Raw genomic sequence first — 20,377 nt, 5'->3', positions numbered from 1 at the left:
ACTTGAAAGATCTAATCGATAAATTTACAAAAAAATCATAAAGTTTCGATATAGAAGTAAAATTAAAGAAAGACATGGTCTCTTATAATGCCTTATTTGAAAGTACTAGTAGAAGAGATTCCCACTGTTGTAGTGGCAACGGTTGATAAAATAGGACATCCTCATACAGCTGTTATGGACATGATGTGGGAGGATGGGAAAACAGTTTATTTTTTGACGGCTAATTATAAACCTCTCTACAAGTGATTTAAGGAAGATGGACGTGTAGCGGTGACGGGGATGACTCAAGGAACAAGAACTATGGATCGTAAATCCATTTCTTTAACGGGTCAGGTGGAATGGATTTGAAAAGAGCTCTTGGAGAGTTGTTGGAAGCTAATCCATATATGTACGATATATATCCGACAGAGGAGGGGCGTAGTCCCTTACAAGTTTTTCGTTTTAAAAAAGCAGTAGAGGACTATTATGATTTGAGGAAATTACCTCCCTTCCAAGCAGGACCTGTATTCGAAGTTTTTTTGTTATGAAAATTTTACTTTTCACTTGACAAGTGAGTGAACACTCACTATAATATTCTCATATTCGAAAGTGAGTAACCACTCACCTAGGAGGATGCAAATGAAAACATTGCTACATTTACAAGATTTAGAAAAATCTTTTGGTCGTCAAATGGTCTTAGATCACGTTGGTTTTGATTTACAGTCTGGAGAAATCATTGGTCTAATCGGTCCATCAGGTGCTGGTAAATCAACTATGATTAAAACCATGTTAGGAATGGAAAAGGCAGATAGCGGTATGGCTTTAGTCTTAGACCACACCATGCCAAATCGTCACATTCTGGGAGATATTGGCTATATGGCCCAGTCAGATGCTCTTTATGAGGCCTTGTCAGGACAAGAAAATTTGGAATTTTTCGGTCAGCTAAAAGGTCTATCAAAAAAAGACTTAAAGGAAGAAATTGCCCATGTAGCTCAAGTAGTCGATTTGACAGAGCATTTAAACAAGGCAGTATCTGGTTATTCCGGAGGGATGAAACGACGCTTGTCGCTAGCCATTGCGCTTTTAGGAAATCCGCAACTCTTGATTTTGGACGAACCAACTGTTGGAATCGACCCTTCGCTTCGTAAGAAAATCTGGCAAGAGTTGAAGGCGCTCAGAGACAAGGGGGTAGGAATCCTAGTCACCACCTATGTTATGGATGAAGCAGAGCTTACGGATAAGGTTGGGCTCTTGTTAGGTGGAAAAATCATTGCCTTTGATACACCAAAAAATCTCAAAGAAGGCTATGGTGTTTCAAGTATTGAAGAAGTCTTTTTGAAAGCAGAAGGAGAGTAGGATGAGAACCTTGGCTATTGCGAAAAAAGTGATGAAAGAATTGTTTCGTGACAAACGAACTCTTGCCATGATGTTTGTAGCACCAGTCTTTATTATGTGGTTGATGAATCTCATGTTTTCGGCTAGTACAGCCGTGAATATTAAACTAGCAACACAAGATCTGCCAACTAGTTTGGTGACAAAAATGGATGATCTGGACCATGTTAGTGTACAGACTTACAAGGATCTCAATCAAGCAAAGAAAGACTTAGCTGATGAAAAAGTAGATGCAGTGGTTTCTTATAAAAATGGTGAATATCAGGTAGATTATGCTAATACAGATGCCTCTAAAACATCTATGACTCGACAAGTATTGCGGACGAGTATCGCTAGTGAAGGAAGTAATCAACTAATGGCTCGTGTCAAACAAGCTCTTCCACAATTGAAATTGGAGGCAAAAGCTCCAGAAATCAAGGAATCCTACCAGTATGGTGATAAACATACAAGTTTTTTTGCAAGTATGATTCCAGTTTTGATTGGCTTTGTAGTTTTCTTTTTTGTTTTTTTGATTTCAGGTATGGCACTTTTGAAAGAGCGTACCAGTGGTACACTAGAGCGTTTATTAGCAACTCCAGTCAAACGTTCTGAAATCGTTTATGGTTACATGTTGTCTTACGGACTCATTGCGATTCTTCAAACAGCAGTCGTAGTCCTAGCAGCTATTTGGTTATTAGATGTAGAAGTTGTCGGAAATCTATTTAATGTTATAATTGTTAATGTAGTACTGGCTCTTGTGGCGTTGGCCTTCGGAATTCTCTTGTCTACCTTGGCGAAATCAGAATTTCAAATGATGCAATTTATTCCCCTTGTCTTTATGCCGCAGCTCTTTTTCTCTGGAATTATTCCATTGTCATCAATGGGAGACTGGGCTCAAACGGTAGGGAAATTTTTGCCATTGACCTACTCAGGTGATGCAATGAGTCAGATTATTCTTTACGGACGTAGCATTGGAGACGTTTTGCCAAATATCGGCGTTCTACTGATTTTCCTTGTCATTTTGACAATCCTCAATATTGTAGGCTTGCGCCGTTATCGTAAAGTTTAAAGAAAAACACGAAAAAATACTAAAAGGGTTGAATGTTCAATGGATAAGACTATTTTTGAATCATTTGAAGATTACTTAGAGGAGGCAGATTATCCTCAAGGGAAGAAAAAGATTATGCGGTCGGCAGTAGATCTCATTTCTAGCAAGGGCTATAATGGCACCTCTACCCTTAACATAGCTAAGCATGCTGGACTCAGTCAGGCTACCTTATTTAAGTATTTTAAAACGAAAGTCGATTTGTTAACAGCTATTTTACACCCTGTAGTTCCAGGATTATTCGGGAGCTTTTTCGAAGAACTGTTAACTTTTGAAACGGTAGAAGAAAAAGTTCATTATCTTGTCCATAATCGAATGACCTATCTCAAAAAAAATCGTGCTCTGATAAAAATCATTTTTCATGAAATATTCTCTAATAATAAACTAAGAAATGAACAGAAGTTTATCTGGAATTCTATCCAGGATAAACTTCTGATACTCCACAAGGAATTGCTGGCAGATTCACGTGTTAATCCTGAACTAACCATTCCTCAAATGGTTCGCATCTGTATAGGGCCTTTGTTAGCTTACTTCTCTCAACTATATATCGTTGGTGATAATGGTGAAATGGCAGAAGAGGACTTAGACTTGTTAGAAAAGCAAATCTTAGGTGGTTTGTGGAAGTAGCAAGTTTCTAAATATAGAATGAAAAACAACTTTTAAAAGTTGTTTTCGTGAGACAAGAAAAGAGAGTGGGACAGAAATCGGTAATTCGTTAGAATTCGATTTCGTCGTCCCACCTCCGCACAGTTGAGTAGGGCTGTAAAAGCTGATGAAATCAGCGTAGTAGAGCCCACTCAACCACTGCGTCTTGCTCGACAATCCAAAACCAATATCGAGGCTAGGACTTTTGTCCCAGCCTCGATATTGGTAGATAGGGAAATTCACCTCCTAATCAAATTCAAGTTTTTGCATATCAATCTCTCTATTTTTAGAGAGATTTTTTCTTTATACTAGTGTCAGAAAGTAAGGGAGGTAGTTGAAATGATTGAAAATAGCTTGTTTTCCATTTCAGTATTCTTAGCGGGAGTCTTATCTTTTTTCTCTCCGTGTATTTTACCGTTGATGCCCGTCTATGTAGGGATCTTATTAGATTCTGAGCATGAAAAAACGGTGCGTATTTTTGGAAGAGATGTTTCTTGGTATGGTTTGGTTAAGACCCTCTGTTTTATTGCTGGTCTATCAACCGTATTTCTCATCCTAGGTTATGGTGCGGGTGCCCTGGGTCAGGTACTTTATGCTCCCTGGTTCCGTTACCTACTAGGAGGGATTGTCATCTTATTGGGAATCCATCAGATGGGCCTCATCAATTTTCAGCAACTCCAAAAACAAAAGAGTATCCAACTGAAGAAGGACGAAAAACGCAACGAATTCTTCAATGCCTTTCTAATTGGAGTGACCTTTAGTTTTGGGTGGACTCCTTGTGTCGGACCTGTATTGAGCTCCGTTTTAGCGATTGCGGCTTCTGGAGGAAATGGTGCTCTACAAGGAGCGCTCTTAATGCTGGTTTACACCTTGGGCTTAGCTCTTCCCTTCCTACTCTTGGCTCTGGCTTCAGGCTGGGTCTTGCAACGCTTTGCCAAACTCAAGCCCCATATGGGGACCTTGAAAAAAATCGGTGGTGCTCTCATCATCTTGATGGGCATCTTGCTCATGCTGGGCAATCTCAACAGCCTAGCATCCTTGTTTCATTAATTTGGGAAAATTAAAGGAGAAACATCATGAAAAAAATTCTTACACTTACCATTGCTACACTTAGCCTCGTCACTTTAGCTGCTTGTTCTGGACAAAAGTCTGATTCAAATATGAAAAAGACAGACAATAGTAGTATGATGAAAAAAGATGACATGAAAAAGGAAGACATGAAAAAAGACGATATGAAAGATTCGTCTATGATGTCTGACAGCAGTTCTAAAATGAAAGACGATATGAAAGAAGATGAGATGAAATCGAGTGATTCAGGGATGAAGGACGACATGAGTGACTCATCTGACATGAAATCAGACCAATAAAGGACAATAGGAAGAGGAGGTCGTCTGCTTGGGCGACTTTCTCCCTATTTAAAGAGGAGGAAGACATGAAAAAAATGGCTTTAATAGCGACAGGACTTTTCTGTGTAGGATTGTTAGGGGCTTGCTCTGGCCAGGGGATGGAGTCATCCAATAAAAGCGAGACTAAGCAGACAGCCAAAACGGGAGGTTCAGAGCAAGCTGGCAAGAAGGTTCAGGATTTTAGTCTGCAAGGAGTAGACGGCAAGACCTACCGTTTATCAGATTACAAAGGGAAGAAAGTCTATCTCAAGTTTTGGGCTTCCTGGTGCTCAATCTGTCTTTCAACATTAGGTGACACAAATGATTTAGCAAAGGCAGAGGAGGGGAAAGATTATGTAGTTCTAACTGTTGTCGCTCCGACATTCAATGGGGAAAAATCAGCCGATGACTTTAAAAATTGGTACCAGGCTTTGGACTACAAAGATTTCCCAGTCTTGATGGACAGTAAGGGGGACTTGCTCAAAGAGTATGGGATTCGCTCTTATCCATCTGCTCTCTTTATTGCGAGCGATGGAACTCTCGCCAAGACCCATATCGGCTATATGAGTAAGGAAGACATCGTCCAGACTCTAAAAGAAATGAAGTAAGGAGGACATAAAATGGAAACAAAATGGAAACTCATTTCCGTTCTTTTAGTGGGCCTGCTTTGTTTTGGACTCTTTTTCCTTATCAAAGGATCCATGGCCTTGGATACATCAGATGCGACGACTGAGCAGATCAAAAAGAAGGAAGAAAAAGTCAATCCAGAAGACCAACGAGAAATCTATCTAGCTGGTGGTTGCTTCTGGGGTGTGGAAGAGTATTTTTCCCGTGTTCCAGGCGTCATTGATGCCGAATCAGGTTATGCTAATGGTAAAGGGGATACCACCAAGTATGAACTGGTCAACCAAACAGGGCATGCCGAAACGGTACACATCACCTATAATGTCAAGAAGGTTTCTCTGAAAGAACTGCTTCTACACTATTTCCGGATTATTGATCCAACATCAAAAAACCGTCAAGGAAATGATCAGGGCAGTCAATATCGGACAGGAGTTTATTACACCGATCAAGCAGATTTGCCAACCATAAATCAAGTATTTGAAGAAGTGGCGAAGAAATATGATAAGCCTTTGGCTGTAGAAAAAGAAGAACTTGCTAATTATATCAAGGCAGAAGACTACCATCAGGATTATCTGCAGAAACATCCGAATGGCTATTGTCATATTGATGTGAATCAAGCTTCTTATCCGGTTATTGACGCTAGTCGCTATCCAAAGCCGAGCGATGAAGAGATCAAGAAGAAGTTATCGCCCGAAGAATATGCAGTGACGCAAGAAAATGATACAGAGCGTGCTTTTTCTAACCGCTATTGGGATAAGTTTGAAGCGGGCATCTATGTAGATGTCGTAACAGGAGAGCCCCTCTTCTCCTCCAAGGATAAATTTGATTCTGGTTGTGGCTGGCCAAGTTTTAGCCGTCCCATTAGTCCGGATGTGGCAACCTACAAGGAAGATAAGAGTTTCAATATGACTCGGACAGAGGTTCGGAGTCGAGTAGGAAATTCCCATCTAGGCCACGTCTTTACTGATGGACCTAAGGAAAAAGGTGGTCTTCGCTACTGCATCAATAGTTTGTCAATTAAATTCATTCCTAAAGCAGAGATGGCTGAAAAGGGCTACGGCTATTTGTTGGACTATGTCTGAGACTTTTTGCGACCTACTTTGATATAATGAGTATAATAAAGGGAAGTAGGTGAAACACATGTATTCAATCATGATTGTAGAAGACGAAGAGCTGGTTCGGCAGGGACTTACTTCTCTAGTGAATTATGAACAGTTTGGGATGAAGGTCATTGACCAAGCGGAGAATGGGCGAATAGCTTGGGAAAAATTTCAAGCACAACCGGCTGATCTTCTCTTGACGGATATCAATATGCCACAGATGAATGGCTTAGATTTGGCCCAACTGGTCCGAGAGAAAGCTCCGTCCTGCCATATCATCTTTCTAACAGGCTATGATGATTTTGAGTTTGCTCGGAAAGCCATTCGACTCGGAGCAGATGACTATCTCCTCAAGCCCTTTTCAAAAGCGGATATTGAAGAGATGCTGGGGAAAGTCAAGAATAAGCTAGACGAGGAACGAAAGAAAGCCCAGGTTGAAACCTTGGTGGATCAGAGGCCTTCGACAGAGTTGGAAGAGGCTATTCATTCCCGCTTATCGGATTCCCAATTGACCCTCAAGGACTTGGCTTCTCAACTGGGTTTTAGTCCCTCTTATCTGAGCGTCCTAATCAAGAAAAAATTGGGCCTCCCTTTTCAAGAATACTTGATCCAAGAACGGATGAAAAAGGCCAAACTTTTACTCTTGACGACCGATCTCAAGATTTATGAGATTGCAGATCAGGTTGGCTTTGAGGATATGAACTATTTTTCTCAACGCTTTAAACAAGTAGTCGGTGTAACCCCAAGACAATACAAAAAAGGAGAGCATGAATGAAACGATACCCTTTGCTGATTCAGCTGATTGTCTATGTATTTGTCTTCATTCTCTTGCTCTTGGGTTTAGTCGGTAGTCTATACTATCAAACTAGCTCAGCAACCATTGGCCAACTGACGGAGCGGACAACCCGCAATAGTATCGACCAGAGTAGTCAGTTTATCAACTCCTATCTGAAAAAATTGAAGCAGACCACCTCGGTCCTCAGCAAAGAAGAGAGTATTCGTCAGTTTGCTCAAGACAAGGAGGTAAGCCCAGAATCCGTTCAAAGTCTGATGCGAACCATTATTGAGACAGACCCAGATCTGGTTTCGGCTGTCTTGGTGACCAAGGATGGACGCCTCGTTGCTACGGATTCTCAAATTAGCATGCAGACCTCATCGGATATGATGAACGAAAGCTGGTATCAGGAAGCTATCAAGGAGAGGGCCATTCCAGTCTTGACGCCGGCCCGGAAGGAATCCTTGTCTTCAGAGAAGGACAAGTGGGTGATTTCTATCACCCAGGAAGTGGTGGATGCTTCTGGTCAAAATCTAGGAGTTTTGCGCCTAGATATTGATTATCAGAGTCTAGAGGCTTATCTGGATCATCTCCAACTAGGCAAAAAAGGCTTTAGTTTCATCGTCAATCAGAAGCATGAATTTGTCTACCATCCTAAAAAGACAGTCTATTCTTCCAGTCAGGAAATGCAGGCCATGCAACCCTATATTGCTGTCAAGGATGGCTATGCCCAAAAGGGGCAGAACTTTGTCTACCAAATTGCTATACCAGAGAGTGATTGGACCTTAATTGGAGTGGCTTCTCTGGAAGGTCTCCAGATGCTTCAGTCACAGATGCTTTATTCCTTTATAGGTTTAGGGGCTTTCGTCCTCATCATGTGCTGGCTGGGAATCTGGTTCATTCTGCGCTTGTGGATTAAACCTCTACAAGACTTGCAGGCTGTCATTCTGAAAATAGGAGCTGGTGATTCCCACTTGCGGGCGACCACCAAGGGATCGCCTGAATTGGTAGATCTTGCTCAAGCCTTCAACCGTATGTTGGATCAAATTGAAAACCTTATGCAATTGGTTAAAGATGAGGAACAAAATGCACGACGCTATGAACTGCGAGCTCTTTCAGCCCAGATCAATCCACATTTCCTCTATAACACCTTGGATACCATTGTCTGGATGGCTGAGTTTAATGATGGTCAGCGCGTGGTTGACTTGACTAAGTCCCTAGCCAAATATTTCCGCCTTGCTCTCAATCAAGGACAAGAACAAATTAGTCTTCAGGATGAAATAGACCATGTGAGCCAGTATCTCTTCATTCAGAAACAACGCTATGGGGATAAGTTGAATTATGAAATTTTAGAAGAGGAGATGTTGGGAGATTATCAGCTTCCTAAGCTGGTCCTACAACCCTTAGTGGAGAATGCCATCTATCATGGCATCAAGGAGATGGATCGGCCGGGCATGATACGAGTCACTTCGGAAATCAAAGAAGAACAAGTGGTCCTGACGATTTACGATAATGGACGAGGCTTTGCCTTGTCTGAGTCGACAGACCAAACCCTTCTTCGACTAGGAGGCGTTGGTTTGAAAAATGTGGATCAACGCTTGCGGTTACAGTTTGGGACTAGCTATCATATGGAGATTGATTCTAAGGCTAATAGCTATACGAAAATCACTCTTTATTTGCCCCTCACATCACGTGATGAACATTCATAGGAGAGTGGAACAGAAATCGGTAATTCGTTAGAATTCGATTTCGTCGTCCCACCTCCGCACAGTTGAGTAGGGCTGTAAAAGCTGATGAAATTAGCGTAGTAGAGCCCACTCAACCACTGCGTCTTGCTCGACACTCCAAAGACAATTGAGAGGCTAGGACTTTTGTCCCAGCCTCTTTATCTTCAATCTGAAATCTCAAGTCATAAACTTGAGATTTTTTTATCTAAAACGACGAAGCGATTCTAGCATTTCAGTTCTACAAATTAGGTTATATTATTTGTTACTCAACAGATTTCAGAGCTTCGAGCATATTGACTATCTTAAGATGTTGGTTTACAAAGACACCCAGACCTGTCAGAATGACAATAACTACAAGTGTTGGAACGGCGTAGATGAGCCAGCCAAGACTTGGATTGAACATGGTATTGTCAGGAGGGATAACATCTACCATGTATTGATGCAGTCCCAATCCAACTCCGAATCCAACCAAGATACCAATGAGTGAAAGATAAATTGTTTCTCGATAAATGTAGAGCGTCACTTCTTTATTAAAGAAACCTAGAACCTTAATGGTTGATAATTCGCGAATACGCTCTGCCACATTGATATTAGTCAGATTGAAGAGAACAACAAAAGCAAGAAGGATAGAAACACCAATCAATACTGCCATAACACGACTAAGTGAGTTTACAATAGTCTTGATTTGTGCTTTTTGAGTTGTATTTTGAACAACGCCTTTTACACCATCAAGCTTCATAAATTGACTTGCTATTTTCTCAACATTTTTATCTGAGTGATTCTTCAGTGTAAGAAGATTAGCATTCTGGTTAGCTTTTTCACCGAAAGCATTCTTATAAGTAGTTTCATTCATAAAGATGAAGTGTCCCATGTACATCTCAGAAATACCAGCAACTTTGAGTTTAATGTCCTTGTCCTGACTATTTTGAACGGTTATATAATCACCGACAGAAACACCGGCTAGGTCTGCCAACTTCTCAGAGATAATAATACCTTTGTCTGTCAAATCTAGTTTCTGACCAGTTTTACGATCATTAAGTTTGATGTAATTTTGAAGTGTGTTTTTATCTTTGTCTTTGATGACAAGTGTTGTGATATCTTGACGATCATTATTACTTCCTACATCTTTTGATAGTGTTTCGTAATGAATAGAAAGATGCTCCTTGACGTTGTTTTTGTTTATTAATTGTTGTAAGTTCTCTTTTTCTTGCTCATTAAGATTATCCTTATTGGCTACAATCATATCGTAACGAATGATGTTAGGGAATTGGCGAGTGTTAAGATCTCCAATAGAAGAACGAATACCGAGTCCAGCAAAAAGAAGAGCGATTGAACCACAAACACCGAAAATAGTCATGAACATCCGTTGCTTGTATCGGAAAATATTACGGGCAGTTACTTTTTGTGTAAAGCTCATTCGTTTCCAAAGAGGGCTGATGCGCTCAAGAAGAATCTTAGAACCTGATGTTGGAGGTTTTGGAAGAAGAAGTTGAGCTGGCTTTTGACCTAATTCACGCTTAGCCACTATAAAGGCAGGAAGAACAGCGGACAAGAGAGCAAGAATAATGGCTAGAACAGTTTTAAAAGGATAGAAGTGTAGTTCAATAGGTGCGATTAGGATACTATTCTTAAAGCCACTGTATATGATGGAAGGAAGAAGAACATGCCCAGCAACAACACCAATAGCAGTACCAATCATGCTGGTTACAAATCCATAAATGAGGAATTTACGGATGATGTCCTTATTTTGGTAACCAAGAGCTTTAAATGTCCCAGCCTTAATGCGTTCTTCTTCAACGAAGCGTCCCATCGTTACGAAGGTTACCAAGGCAGCAATAAAGTAGAGAATAACAGGAAAGATATTACTTAGATTCTTAAAAACAGAAGCGTTAGTCTCATAGGAAACATAACCTTGTGACCAAGGAGCTTCATGACGTGTGTAGACATCATAACTTGGTTCGGTAATGCTATCTACTTTTTCCTGAGCTTCCTTTAGTTGCTCCTTCTTAGCAGCTATTTCATTTTGTGCTTGTGTCAATTGCTCCTGAATAAGAGGGTTCTTATCTTGACCACTTGCTTTGGTTTGTTCCACTTTTTGGTTAAGTTCAGTCTCTGCTGTCTGAAGTTGACTTGTTTGTTGGTCAATTTCAGCTTGAGGATCAGCTTTTAATTCTTTCAAACGTTTAGCTGGTTGATTTTTTACTAATTTTTTAAGATCATCCTTGTGTTTGGAAATTTTGTCAGTGTAATCCTGTGTATAGGGATTAGCAGTACTTACATCTTTGTAAGCTAATCGTGCAATCATGTAGACATCAGAGTCAAAACTTGATTCAGGAACAACCGCATAACCTTTGAGCTCCCCACTACCAGCTGTAGATGAACCAAGGTCTACAGTTGATAAAATTTCAGACGACTGAACAAAGCCAGTGATGGTAAAACTGTGTTCTTTTAAGACATCTTTACCGTTGTCAGCCTTTTTTTCACTAAAGTCAATTTTGTCACCAATCTTATATTTGTCTTGATAGACTGAGGAAAGAGCAATCTCACCTTGCTTGTTTGGAAGTTTTCCTTTTACGACCTCATAAGTTGAGATGTCTTTAGGTTTTGAAAATAGTCGAAAGGCATCAGTGGAATTTTTCAGAACTACATCTTTAAAGTAACCGTACTCAATGTTTGCATCTGATGAGACTTGATTTATAAGGTCTTGATCCGATTGGTTAAGACCATAGCTACCAGTAAGCGTGAGGTCAGCTGTTTGGTGTTTGGTGAAATAGTTTGTTGCAGTGTGTTGCATATCAGGAGTCGTCACCTTTAGACCCACAAGGGCGAAAGACCCCAAAGCCATGAGTGAAGCAATAGAAATCACGCGTCCTTTAGAACTGGCGAAAGACTTTCTGACATCCTTCCAATAAGTTTTACGATTCATGAGGCATCCTTTCTAGTACTCGAGAGTATCGATATCTTGAGGATTTGAATTGAGTTCGATACTTTGGACACGAGCATCATGCATACGAATGACACGATCTGCGATTGGTGCAAGAGCTCCATTATGAGTGACAATGATAACTGTAGCACCTTCATTACGAGCCTTGTCTTGGAGAATCTTTAAGACCTGTTTTCCGGTATTATAATCTAAGGCACCTGTCGGTTCGTCACAGAGGAGAATCTTAGGATTTTTCGCTACGGCACGAGCGATGGCTACCCGTTGTTGCTCCCCACCAGATAACTGTGCAGGAAAGTTGTTGATGCGTTTACCAAGACCAACGTCATATAGGGTTTGTTCAGCATCTTTGGCATCTGATACGATTTCAGAGGCCAATTCAACATTTTCTTTGGCTGTTAAGTTTGATACTAAGTTATAGAATTGAAAAACAAAACCAACATCGTCTCTGCGATAAGCTGTTAGTTGTTTAGCGTTATAATTGGAGATGTCTTTACCATCGATGATTACTTTTCCTTCGTCATTGGTGTCCATGCCACCAAGAATGTTAAGGACGGTTGACTTCCCAGCGCCAGAGGAACCTAGTATGATAACCAACTCTCCTTTTTCAATCTCAAAGTTAATATCATTGTTTGCGATGATTTCCACATCACCAGTTTTATACCGTTTGTAACTGTGTTTCATTTCAATATATGCCATTGCGCATTGTCTCCTTTATAGGTTAATAAGCGTTAAAACAACAACTTGTTGAATTAATGCGGAGGTTATTATAAATCATTTCAAAACAAAATGCTACAACAAAAATAGACAATATGTTGAAATAAGATTTAAGATGTCTTAAGTCGTCAAAAAGTTAAAAAATGTAGTAATAAGCTACAGCTCTTGACAATGTCTTTATTGAGAATATAATAGAAACAACAACATGTCTATTTAAGGAGACCCTATGCAACAACGAAAAACAACTACTAAAGATGATATAAGACAAGCTTTTATTCTTCTCTTGTCTAAAAACAATCTTAATGATATTTCTGTTAGTCAATTGACAAAAAAAGCAGGTATTAATCGTTCAACTTTTTACCTGCATTATATAGACAAGGAAGACTTTCTCCAACAACTAAAAGAAGAAACCATGCAAGATATTACTGAAATACTTGAAAGAAAGAGAGGCAATCCTCAAAAGGCGCTGGAAGAGGTACTGACTTACTTTGCAGAAGATATTTCCCTTTTTTCACAAATTGCTCAAAAGCATGATTTTAGTTTCGCAGATAATGTACGTTCCTTTATTAATGGAGTTATAGAGGACACCCCGTCTTCAGTTCCCATCATCGTTGAGACTTTTAACATGCCAGAACAATATGCCATAAATATGTTTGTTTCAGGACTTATTGGAGTGATTACTGAGTGGATTATAAAAGGAGCACAAGAAAGTCCTCAAGAGCTGACTAAAATAATAATGAACTCACCGAGTATGGCGTGGTTTAGTGAATAAGGATAGGATTAACAAATAGTATATATCACATGATTAAGCATTCTCTTGAACTCTCAGATTTAATAAGAACAATAATTTAAGGAGCCCTTCATGTCAATAAGTCAATATACCATCCCACAATTTATCGTTGATGCTTTTACAGATACCGTTTTTAAAGGGAACCCAGCTGCTGTTTGTCTTCTGGACGAATGGTTGTCGGATAATACCTTACAGAATATTGCCAAAGAAAATAATCTCTCTGAGACAGCTTTTACGGTAAAAAAGAACGGTTATTACGATTTACGTTGGTTTACTCCCGGTGGAGAAATCGATTTGTGTGGTCATGCTACTTTAGCAACTGCCTTCATTCTCTTTCAATTTATAGAAGTAGATGTTGATAGTCTAACCTTTACAACTCAGAGTGGGGAGCTTTTGGTAACCAAAAGAGGAGAGCTATATGAGCTGAATTTCCCAGTTTACTCGATGCACAAAGTTCCAGTAACAAGTGAGATGGAAGAAGCAATCGGCGTCCGTCCGCTTGAAGCGTGGCTTGGAAGAGATCTAGTCTGTATCCTCCCTCATGAAAATGATGTTATTGCTGCGACTCCAGATTTCGATAAAGTAAAAGCATTAGATGGCTTACTCCTAAATATCACAGCTAAAGGTAAAAACTATGATACCGTTACGAGAAGTTTTGCTCCAAAATTATCTATTGAGGAAGATCCAGTCTGTGGGTCAGGGCATTGTCATGTCATTCCTTTATGGGCTAATAAGTTAGGACAAGTAGAATTTAGAGCTTATCAAGCCTCTAAGAGAAGTGGTCATCTTATTTGTCGACTAGAAGGCGATAGGCTTTATCTTGCGGGAAAAGCTGCCCTCTATAGCTGTGGAGAAATTTATGTTATGGACTAAATTTCAATCCACTACAAAAGAGTAGAAGTATTATCAATAACAATTAGACTAATAATCCAAACAAAAGATGTCTAGCTGAGCTAGGCATTTTAAATTATCTCATATTTCTTGAAGAATTTTCAGAAAAGACTTGACAATTTTGAAAATAAGCGTATGATATAGAGTATGAACTTAGAAATAGTAATTTTACTATATTAATCTATGTCGACTACGGTTGGTATTGTGAAAAGACTAAATAGTTCTATTAACTATTCTATAGAGCGTTGCGTCCGAAAGTCATTCCTGACACGGCTCTTTAAAAACAAAAGGAGAAGATTATGAAAACAGAACCGATTCATCGTACCAGTATGTGGAAATTTAAGTTAAGTGCTTCCACCATGACTTTGATTCCCGCTGCCGTGGGGATTAACTATGTTGCCAAAGCCTTGGCGGAGGGGTTAAAGTTGCCCGTTTGGCTGGGATCTTTGGGAACCTTTCTTGCCAGCATGTTGGCTGGGCCGGTTGCCGGTGCCATCAGTGGTTTCATCAACAACGTGATCTATGGGCTGACCTTATCGCCAATTTCAACCGTGTATGCGATTACCAGCATCGGAATTGGGATTGCTGTCGGAGTTTTGCACGCCAATGGGTGGTTCTCGTCAGCGCGACGAGTATTTGTTTCTGCTATTATTATTGCCATCGTTTCAGCTGTCATTTCAACGCCACTCAACGTCATCTTTTGGGGTGGTCAGACCGGTATCGCTTGGGGTGACTCATTGTTTGCGGTAATGGTCGCCAATCATGCACCAGTGTGGCTGGCCTCATTTACCGATGAGTTTGTCTTGGATATTTTGGATAAAGTCTGCGTGGCCTACCTGGCATTCTTCATCTATCGTCAGCTGCCGAAGCGGATGGTGCACTTCTTTAGCGGTGATAAATGATGACTGATCAAACATTGATTTCTGGAGCGCCACGGGTCAAGCTCAAGTGGTACCAGGTGATCGATCCGATTACTAAGCTCTTGTTCATCTTGGACATGACGTTGTTGAGCTTTGCCAGTATGAATTTATTGCTTCAGGCCGGATTAATTCTTGTCGCAACATTGCTATTGTTATTTTCCAAATTGAGTTCTACCATCTTTAAGGCGCTGGGATTCAGCCTGTTTCTGATTTGCACCATGCTGATCATCCAAGGGTTATTTTACAGTCGGAATCAAACTGTGCTGTTTTCTGTGCTTGGGGTGTCGTTCTACAAAGAAGGCCTGATTTACGCCACCACTCTGGGTTGTCGAGTATTGGTGATTATTTTGACCAGTGGCTTTTTTATAGTGACCACGAGTATTTCAGAAAACGCGGCCTATTTGGAACTGTCCGGATTGTCTTATAAAACCGTCTACGTTCTGATGTCGGTGTGCTATATTTTGCCGGAAATGATGCGCAATATGCGGAAAATCCAGCAGGCACAAAAAGTTCGCGGAACCAATCCGCAAAAAACGTTGATTCAGAAATTAAAGTCAGTCCTGCCGGTTCTAATTCCATTGGTGATTAAGACCTTGGATCAATCGATGGCGCGGTCGATTTCGCTCCAACTGAGAGGTTTTGATAATCCCAACCGGATTGTCAGAACCTCCCAGCGCGTGTATCGCCTGTCGCGGACGCTGCACATTGGTCTGACTGGATTGGCAATTTTATTGATTGGGTGGAAGATATGGAAGAAAATAAACGGATTGTAATTGAAAATTTGACCACCCGTTATCCGGGTACTGAGCAACCACAACTGCGTCAGATTAACGCGGAGGTTCATACCGGCCAGGTGGTTGGGATTATCGGGAATAGCCACTCCGGCAAATCGACTTTGTGCCGTGTGCTGGCAGGGGTCATTCCCAAAATTGTGTCTGCTGAGATTGAGGGCGACTGGCACATGTTTGGCCAGCGAGTGTCCGACAATTGGCCCGTTTATAATGCCATGAATGGAGTTGTACTGCAAAATCCAGCTGGCCAACTAAGCGGGTTGGCAGACACGGTTGCCGATGAAATCGCCTTTGACTTGATTAATCAGGGAATGGCTGAAGGACTGATTCAAAAACGGGTTGAAGAAGTTGCCACGCAAATGGGGCTGATTGAACAGCTGAATTTGCGTCCCGAGAGCCTTTCCGGTGGTCAGATCCAGCGGTTGGCAATTGCCACGGCGATTGTGGCTAATCCTGCTGTTTTGATTATGGATGATCCGACCAGTCAGATGGATCCCCTTGGCCGCCGGCAATTTTTCCAATGGCTGGCCCAAGTCAAAGAGACAACTGTCTTCATTGTCACTAGTGAAATTGACGATTTGTGCGAAGTCGCCGACGTTGTGTGGGTGCTGCACGAGGGTCAATTGGTAGCCCAGGGCAGGCCGGGTGAGGTGTTTAATCATTTGGCAGCTGACTGGCAGATTCCAGCCCCGACAATCCAGCAACTTGCTCAAAAAATGGATTGGCACTTGGCTGATGGCCGGTATCCGGTGAATGGCGCTGATCTGAAGGAGGCTTGTTATGTCCACAATTGAACTGAACCACCTGACGTTCACTTATCCGGAACGGTCCTTTAGCTTGGATGTTGAAGACAAACACTTCGCCGATCCGATGGTGGCGATTGTCGGCCAAAATGGTGCCGGTAAATCAACGCTCTTCAAATTGTTGACGGGCTTGCTGACACCACAAACCGGTGTGATTAAGATCGATGGAGAAAATTTTAATGATCTTAAACCAGTCGAAAAGTTACTGAAGGTTGGGATTACTTTTCAGAATCCTGACGATCAGCTTTTCAACCCGACCGTTCAACGAGAGGTGGAGTGGAGTGTCGCGCAGGTCATGGATGACCACGACACGATTACGAGGCGGGCTTTAGCGGCTCTAAAAAGAGTTGGCTTGGATGATAAAGCAGCTGAAAGTCCATATGACCTGTCATTGTCGGAACGCAAGCTGTTGAGCGTTGCCACAGTTTTGGCAGTGGATCCGGCGATTTATTTATTTGATGAGCCGATGATGTCGCTTGATTGGGAAAGCCGGCGCAAGTTGACCGCAATTTTCCATCAGTTGGCTGATTCGGGTCACCAAGTTGTGACCATCACCCATGACATGGATTGGGTCGCCGCCGAGTTTGAGTCGGTGTATGTTATGGAACACGGGAAGTTTGGCTTCGCCGGCAGTCCACGGGAATTGTTCAGCGATCACGAACTTGTCCAGCGAGTGGGATTACTACCACCGCGGATTATGGACATAGCGGAGTCGCTGGGTGATTCACAGACATATTTATCGGTTAATGATTATTGCCAGAAAAATCGAGATGTATAGAAAAAGTCACCTCTGCGGGTTTTCCAGGTTGAAGGATTAACTTCAGCTTCTGGCAAGAACTCACGGTTCTTTTCTACCATTTGTCAAGTCTATCAAGGCTTTAAGTAAAAAAAAGAGATAAGACAGTATCTATTCTGAGGTTACTGTCTTATTTTTAACACTTTTTGATCTATCAAGCCCAGTTCAAAAAAGAACAGCAGGAATTTGTTGCCCGTAAATTGGATGCGGTGGGATGGACCAAGTACCTCTCAATTAGTGTACTTTGGTGGCTAGCTTTTGGTCTTATTTACCAGTCAATTGGAGCTAATCGTACTTATCGTGATTCTATTACTGATGCGACAAACGGTGTTGGTCAGCTCTTGATGACAGCTGTATATCGTGAGCAATGGATTTTCTGGGCAGCCACTAATATTTTCTCTATCTACCTCTGGTGGGGAGAAAGCCTTCAAATTCAAGGGAAATACTTCATTTATCTTATCAACAGTCTTGTTGGTTGGTACCAATGGAGCAAGGCAGCTAAGAAAGCTTAATACTTATGTTTATCAATTAATAAGAGGATCCAGTAGGGTCCTTTTTTTGTGTTTTTACAGTGAAGCAAAAGTCTTGCTTTTCTTTTTATTTGTGATATACTTGTCCTTGTATCAGATACAGGTTATCTAAAGGAGTTTATATGGATACGAAATTTTCAGTAGCCCTGCATATCCTAACCATGATTAGTGAGAGCAAGGATACCTTGAGTTCACAAGCTCTGGCTGAGAGTGTTGGCACCAATGCGAGTTACATTCGAAAGGTAATCGCCTTATTGAAAAATGCTGGACTAATCCAGTCTCATCAAGGAAAAACGGGCTACCAACTTAGTAAATCGCCAAAGGACATCACCTTACTTAACATTTATTTTGCCACACAAGAAGTCAGCCACATCAGCTTATTTCCTGTTCACCAAAATAGCAATCCGGATTGCCCAGTAGGGAAACATATCCAGGCTGCCGTTTCATCACTATTTGCTAGTGCTGAAGCTCAACTTGAGAAGGAACTAGCCCAGCAAACCTTAGAAGATGTCATTAACAATCTTTATAAAGATGCCAAACAAAAACGAAACTGATTTGCATGCAGATCAGTTTTAAAAAGACTATACTTGTATCTATATCAGATACAACAAAAAATAGAAAAGAGAAGACAATGAAAGCTGCACAACATACTACTTATAACAAAAAGAATATCACTCTTAACATCACAGAAATCGCAAAAGCAAGTATCACAGACAAAGAAGTCTTGGTCAAAGTCACTGCAGCTGGTGTTAATCCTCTGGATAACATGATTTCTCGAGGAGAAGTCAATATGATCGTCCCTTATAAACTCCCACAAACTGCGGGAAATGAAGTGGTCGGTATCATTGAAGAGACCGGTAGACAAGTCAAAAATCTCAAAGTCGGAGACCGAGTTTTTGGGCGTTTACCACTCGACCACATTGGTGCCTTTGCAGAATACGTAGCTGTCGATAGTCAGGCTCTAGCTAAAGTTCCAGACTATCTTTCAGACGAGGAAGCCGCTGCTGTTCCTTTGACTGCCTTGACCATTATGCAAGCTTTAGAACTCATGGGGGCTCAAGCTGGCAAAACCATCTTTATCTCTGGTGGTACAGGTGGTGTTGGTGGAATGGCCATTCCGATTGCTAAAGCTAAAGGTTTGAAGGTCATTACCAATGGGGCTGGAGATAGCGCTGAGCGTGTTTTGAACCTAGGAGCAGACCGTTTTATCGATTACAAAACAGAGGATTATACAAAAACGGTTAGCCAGGTTGATTATGTCCTCGATACCCTTGGTGGAGCTGAAACTGAAAAACAAATGTCTATCATGAAAAAAGGTGGTCATCTTGTGTCCCTTCGGGCTATGCCAAATGGTGATTTTGCCAAACGCATGAAGCTGCCAAAATGGAAACAGATGATTCTTGGCTTAGCCGGTCACAAATTTGATAAGATGGCTGACAAATACGGTGTTCACTACTATTTTATCTTTGTAGAAAGCAATGGTGCTCAATTACAAGAGGTAGCTGACCTCTTTAGCAAATTAGAAATCAAGCCATCTATCGATACAGTCTATCCATTTGAAGAGGTGAATAGCGCCTTAGACAAGGTCGCTAATGGGCGCTCACGTGGAAAAACAGTCCTCAGCTTTAAGAAATAAAAAGGAAAACACAATGTCATATCTTACAACTAAAAATCAATACATCACTGTCGACGGGAACAAAATCGCCTATCGCGAACTCAGCAAAGGCAAATCAAAACTGCCTCTTCTGATGCTGGTCCATTTGGCAGCAACTCTCGACAACTGGGATCCAAAACTCTTGGACTTGATTGCTGAAAAACACCATGTGATTGTGGTCGACCTTCCTGGTGTCGGAGCCAGTCAAGGCAAAGTGGCGCCAACCATTCCTGGAATGGCTGAGCAGACAATTGACTTTGTAAAAGCCCTTGGTTACGATAAGATCAATCTCCTTGGCCTTTCTATGGGGGGTATGATTGCCCAAGAAATCATCCGAATCAAGCCTGATTTGGTCAACCGTCTCATCTTGGCGGGAACAGGACCTCGAGGTGGAAAAGAGGTCGATAAGGTCACAGGGAAAACCTTTAACTATATGTTTAAAGCTGGACTCGAGCGCATCGATCCTAAACGCTATATCTTCTATAAGCATGATGAACAAGGAAAAATCGAAGCCTTGAAAGTTCTAGGACGAATGGGAATGCGAACCAAGGAATTTGCGGACAAAGACATTAGTGTGGCTGGTTTCTTGACGCAACTCAAAGCTATTAAACGTTGGGGAAAAGATTCGCAGGACGACCTTCAATTTATCACCCAACCAACCTTAATCGTCAACGGAGACAAGGATATGCAGGTTCCAACAGAAAATTCTTATGATATGCATGAGAAAATAAAAGATAGTAAGCTCATCATCTATCCAAATGCCGGTCACGGTTCGATCTTCCAACATGCAGAAGAGTTTTCAAAAGAACTCATTGCTTTCTTGGAGGACTAAT

Annotated in this window: 21 protein-coding genes and 1 pseudogene; 20 read left to right on the top strand and 2 right to left on the bottom strand. The window is 41.3% G+C overall.

Annotation, left to right across the window (positions count from 1 at the left end; all coding sequences use genetic code 11):
• Positions 1 to 96 precede the first annotated feature (96 nt).
• From ACYVQ1_RS03410 to ACYVQ1_RS03365, 10 genes are all read left to right on the top strand, one after another.
• On the top strand, positions 97 to 246 hold the full coding sequence (locus ACYVQ1_RS03410) for a hypothetical protein (protein ID WP_461258405.1): 150 nt from the start codon (positions 97 to 99) through the stop codon (positions 244 to 246).
• 372 nt (positions 247 to 618) lie between these two features.
• Positions 619 to 1,335: an ABC transporter ATP-binding protein gene (locus ACYVQ1_RS03405; RefSeq protein WP_461249829.1), complete on the top strand. Its 717-nt coding sequence runs from the start codon at positions 619 to 621 to the stop codon at positions 1,333 to 1,335.
• A gap of 1 nt (position 1,336) precedes the next feature.
• Complete coding sequence (locus tag ACYVQ1_RS03400; protein WP_461249828.1) at positions 1,337 to 2,419, top strand: ABC transporter permease; 1,083 nt, start codon at positions 1,337 to 1,339, stop codon at positions 2,417 to 2,419.
• Between the two features lie 39 nt (positions 2,420 to 2,458).
• The gene (locus tag ACYVQ1_RS03395) at positions 2,459 to 3,082 is read left to right on the top strand and encodes a TetR/AcrR family transcriptional regulator (protein ID WP_461249827.1); all 624 of its coding nucleotides are present in this window, start codon (positions 2,459 to 2,461) and stop codon (positions 3,080 to 3,082) included.
• Between the two features lie 357 nt (positions 3,083 to 3,439).
• On the top strand, positions 3,440 to 4,150 hold the full coding sequence (gene ccdA2, locus ACYVQ1_RS03390) for a thiol-disulfide oxidoreductase-associated membrane protein CcdA2 (RefSeq protein WP_461249826.1): 711 nt from the start codon (positions 3,440 to 3,442) through the stop codon (positions 4,148 to 4,150).
• Positions 4,151 to 4,176: 26 nt separating this feature from the next.
• Complete coding sequence (locus ACYVQ1_RS03385; RefSeq protein ID WP_461249825.1) at positions 4,177 to 4,467, top strand: hypothetical protein; 291 nt, start codon at positions 4,177 to 4,179, stop codon at positions 4,465 to 4,467.
• Positions 4,468 to 4,532: 65 nt separating this feature from the next.
• Positions 4,533 to 5,093: a TlpA family protein disulfide reductase gene (locus ACYVQ1_RS03380; protein WP_461249824.1), complete on the top strand. Its 561-nt coding sequence runs from the start codon at positions 4,533 to 4,535 to the stop codon at positions 5,091 to 5,093.
• 12 nt (positions 5,094 to 5,105) lie between these two features.
• Positions 5,106 to 6,191, top strand: a complete 1,086-nt coding sequence (msrB, locus tag ACYVQ1_RS03375; RefSeq protein ID WP_461249823.1) for a peptide-methionine (R)-S-oxide reductase MsrB — start codon at positions 5,106 to 5,108, stop codon at positions 6,189 to 6,191.
• A 58-nt stretch (positions 6,192 to 6,249) separates the two neighbouring features.
• Entirely contained in the window at positions 6,250 to 6,984 is a 735-nt protein-coding gene (locus ACYVQ1_RS03370) for a response regulator transcription factor (protein ID WP_129822354.1), read from the top strand.
• Positions 6,981 to 8,693, top strand: coding sequence for a cache domain-containing sensor histidine kinase (locus tag ACYVQ1_RS03365; protein WP_461249822.1), 1,713 nt, complete (start codon positions 6,981 to 6,983; stop codon positions 8,691 to 8,693). Before ACYVQ1_RS03370 ends, ACYVQ1_RS03365 begins: the two co-directional genes overlap by 4 nt.
• 280 nt (positions 8,694 to 8,973) lie before the next feature.
• On the opposite strand, the gene ACYVQ1_RS03360 is transcribed toward ACYVQ1_RS03365, so the two are convergent.
• Both ACYVQ1_RS03360 and ACYVQ1_RS03355 read right to left on the bottom strand, forming a co-directional pair.
• Positions 8,974 to 11,637, bottom strand: coding sequence for an FtsX-like permease family protein (locus tag ACYVQ1_RS03360; RefSeq protein WP_461249821.1), 2,664 nt, complete (start codon positions 11,635 to 11,637; stop codon positions 8,974 to 8,976).
• Between the two features lie 12 nt (positions 11,638 to 11,649).
• Positions 11,650 to 12,351, bottom strand: a complete 702-nt coding sequence (locus ACYVQ1_RS03355; protein ID WP_461249820.1) for an ABC transporter ATP-binding protein — start codon at positions 12,349 to 12,351, stop codon at positions 11,650 to 11,652.
• A 244-nt stretch (positions 12,352 to 12,595) separates the two neighbouring features.
• On the opposite strand from ACYVQ1_RS03355, the gene ACYVQ1_RS03350 reads away from it, so the two are divergent.
• The 10 genes and pseudogenes from ACYVQ1_RS03350 to ACYVQ1_RS03305 all read left to right on the top strand — a co-directional run bounded on the left by ACYVQ1_RS03350 (position 12,596) and on the right by ACYVQ1_RS03305 (position 20,376).
• Complete coding sequence (locus ACYVQ1_RS03350; RefSeq protein ID WP_461249819.1) at positions 12,596 to 13,141, top strand: TetR/AcrR family transcriptional regulator; 546 nt, start codon at positions 12,596 to 12,598, stop codon at positions 13,139 to 13,141.
• Between the two features lie 90 nt (positions 13,142 to 13,231).
• Positions 13,232 to 14,032, top strand: coding sequence for a PhzF family phenazine biosynthesis protein (locus ACYVQ1_RS03345; protein WP_461249818.1), 801 nt, complete (start codon positions 13,232 to 13,234; stop codon positions 14,030 to 14,032).
• A gap of 317 nt (positions 14,033 to 14,349) precedes the next feature.
• The gene (locus ACYVQ1_RS03340) at positions 14,350 to 14,952 is read left to right on the top strand and encodes a hypothetical protein (protein WP_064524371.1); all 603 of its coding nucleotides are present in this window, start codon (positions 14,350 to 14,352) and stop codon (positions 14,950 to 14,952) included.
• Positions 14,952 to 15,743 (top strand): energy-coupling factor transporter transmembrane component T, encoded by a 792-nt coding sequence (locus tag ACYVQ1_RS03335; protein ID WP_461249817.1) that lies wholly within the window; start codon positions 14,952 to 14,954, stop codon positions 15,741 to 15,743. Before ACYVQ1_RS03340 ends, ACYVQ1_RS03335 begins: the two co-directional genes overlap by 1 nt.
• On the top strand, positions 15,719 to 16,555 hold the full coding sequence (locus tag ACYVQ1_RS03330) for an ABC transporter ATP-binding protein (protein ID WP_021144110.1): 837 nt from the start codon (positions 15,719 to 15,721) through the stop codon (positions 16,553 to 16,555). Before ACYVQ1_RS03335 ends, ACYVQ1_RS03330 begins: the two co-directional genes overlap by 25 nt.
• Positions 16,542 to 17,342 carry an energy-coupling factor ABC transporter ATP-binding protein gene (locus tag ACYVQ1_RS03325; RefSeq protein WP_002891034.1) on the top strand — a complete coding sequence of 267 codons (801 nt, stop codon included), beginning with the start codon at positions 16,542 to 16,544 and terminating at the stop codon, positions 17,340 to 17,342. Before ACYVQ1_RS03330 ends, ACYVQ1_RS03325 begins: the two co-directional genes overlap by 14 nt.
• Before the next feature lie 167 nt (positions 17,343 to 17,509).
• Positions 17,510 to 17,872 (top strand): annotated as a pseudogene (pnuC, locus tag ACYVQ1_RS03320) (nicotinamide riboside transporter PnuC); the annotation flags it as partial.
• Positions 17,873 to 18,012: 140 nt separating this feature from the next.
• Positions 18,013 to 18,444, top strand: a complete 432-nt coding sequence (locus tag ACYVQ1_RS03315) for an Rrf2 family transcriptional regulator (protein WP_461249816.1) — start codon at positions 18,013 to 18,015, stop codon at positions 18,442 to 18,444.
• Positions 18,445 to 18,521: 77 nt separating this feature from the next.
• Complete coding sequence (locus ACYVQ1_RS03310; RefSeq protein WP_461249815.1) at positions 18,522 to 19,526, top strand: NADP-dependent oxidoreductase; 1,005 nt, start codon at positions 18,522 to 18,524, stop codon at positions 19,524 to 19,526.
• Positions 19,527 to 19,539: 13 nt separating this feature from the next.
• On the top strand, positions 19,540 to 20,376 hold the full coding sequence (locus ACYVQ1_RS03305) for an alpha/beta fold hydrolase (protein WP_461249814.1): 837 nt from the start codon (positions 19,540 to 19,542) through the stop codon (positions 20,374 to 20,376).
• The last annotated feature ends 1 nt before the right edge of the window (position 20,377 follow it).

It is taken from the genome of Streptococcus parasalivarius, assembly GCF_054785155.1.
This window is presented reverse-complemented; position numbering and strand designations above follow the sequence as displayed.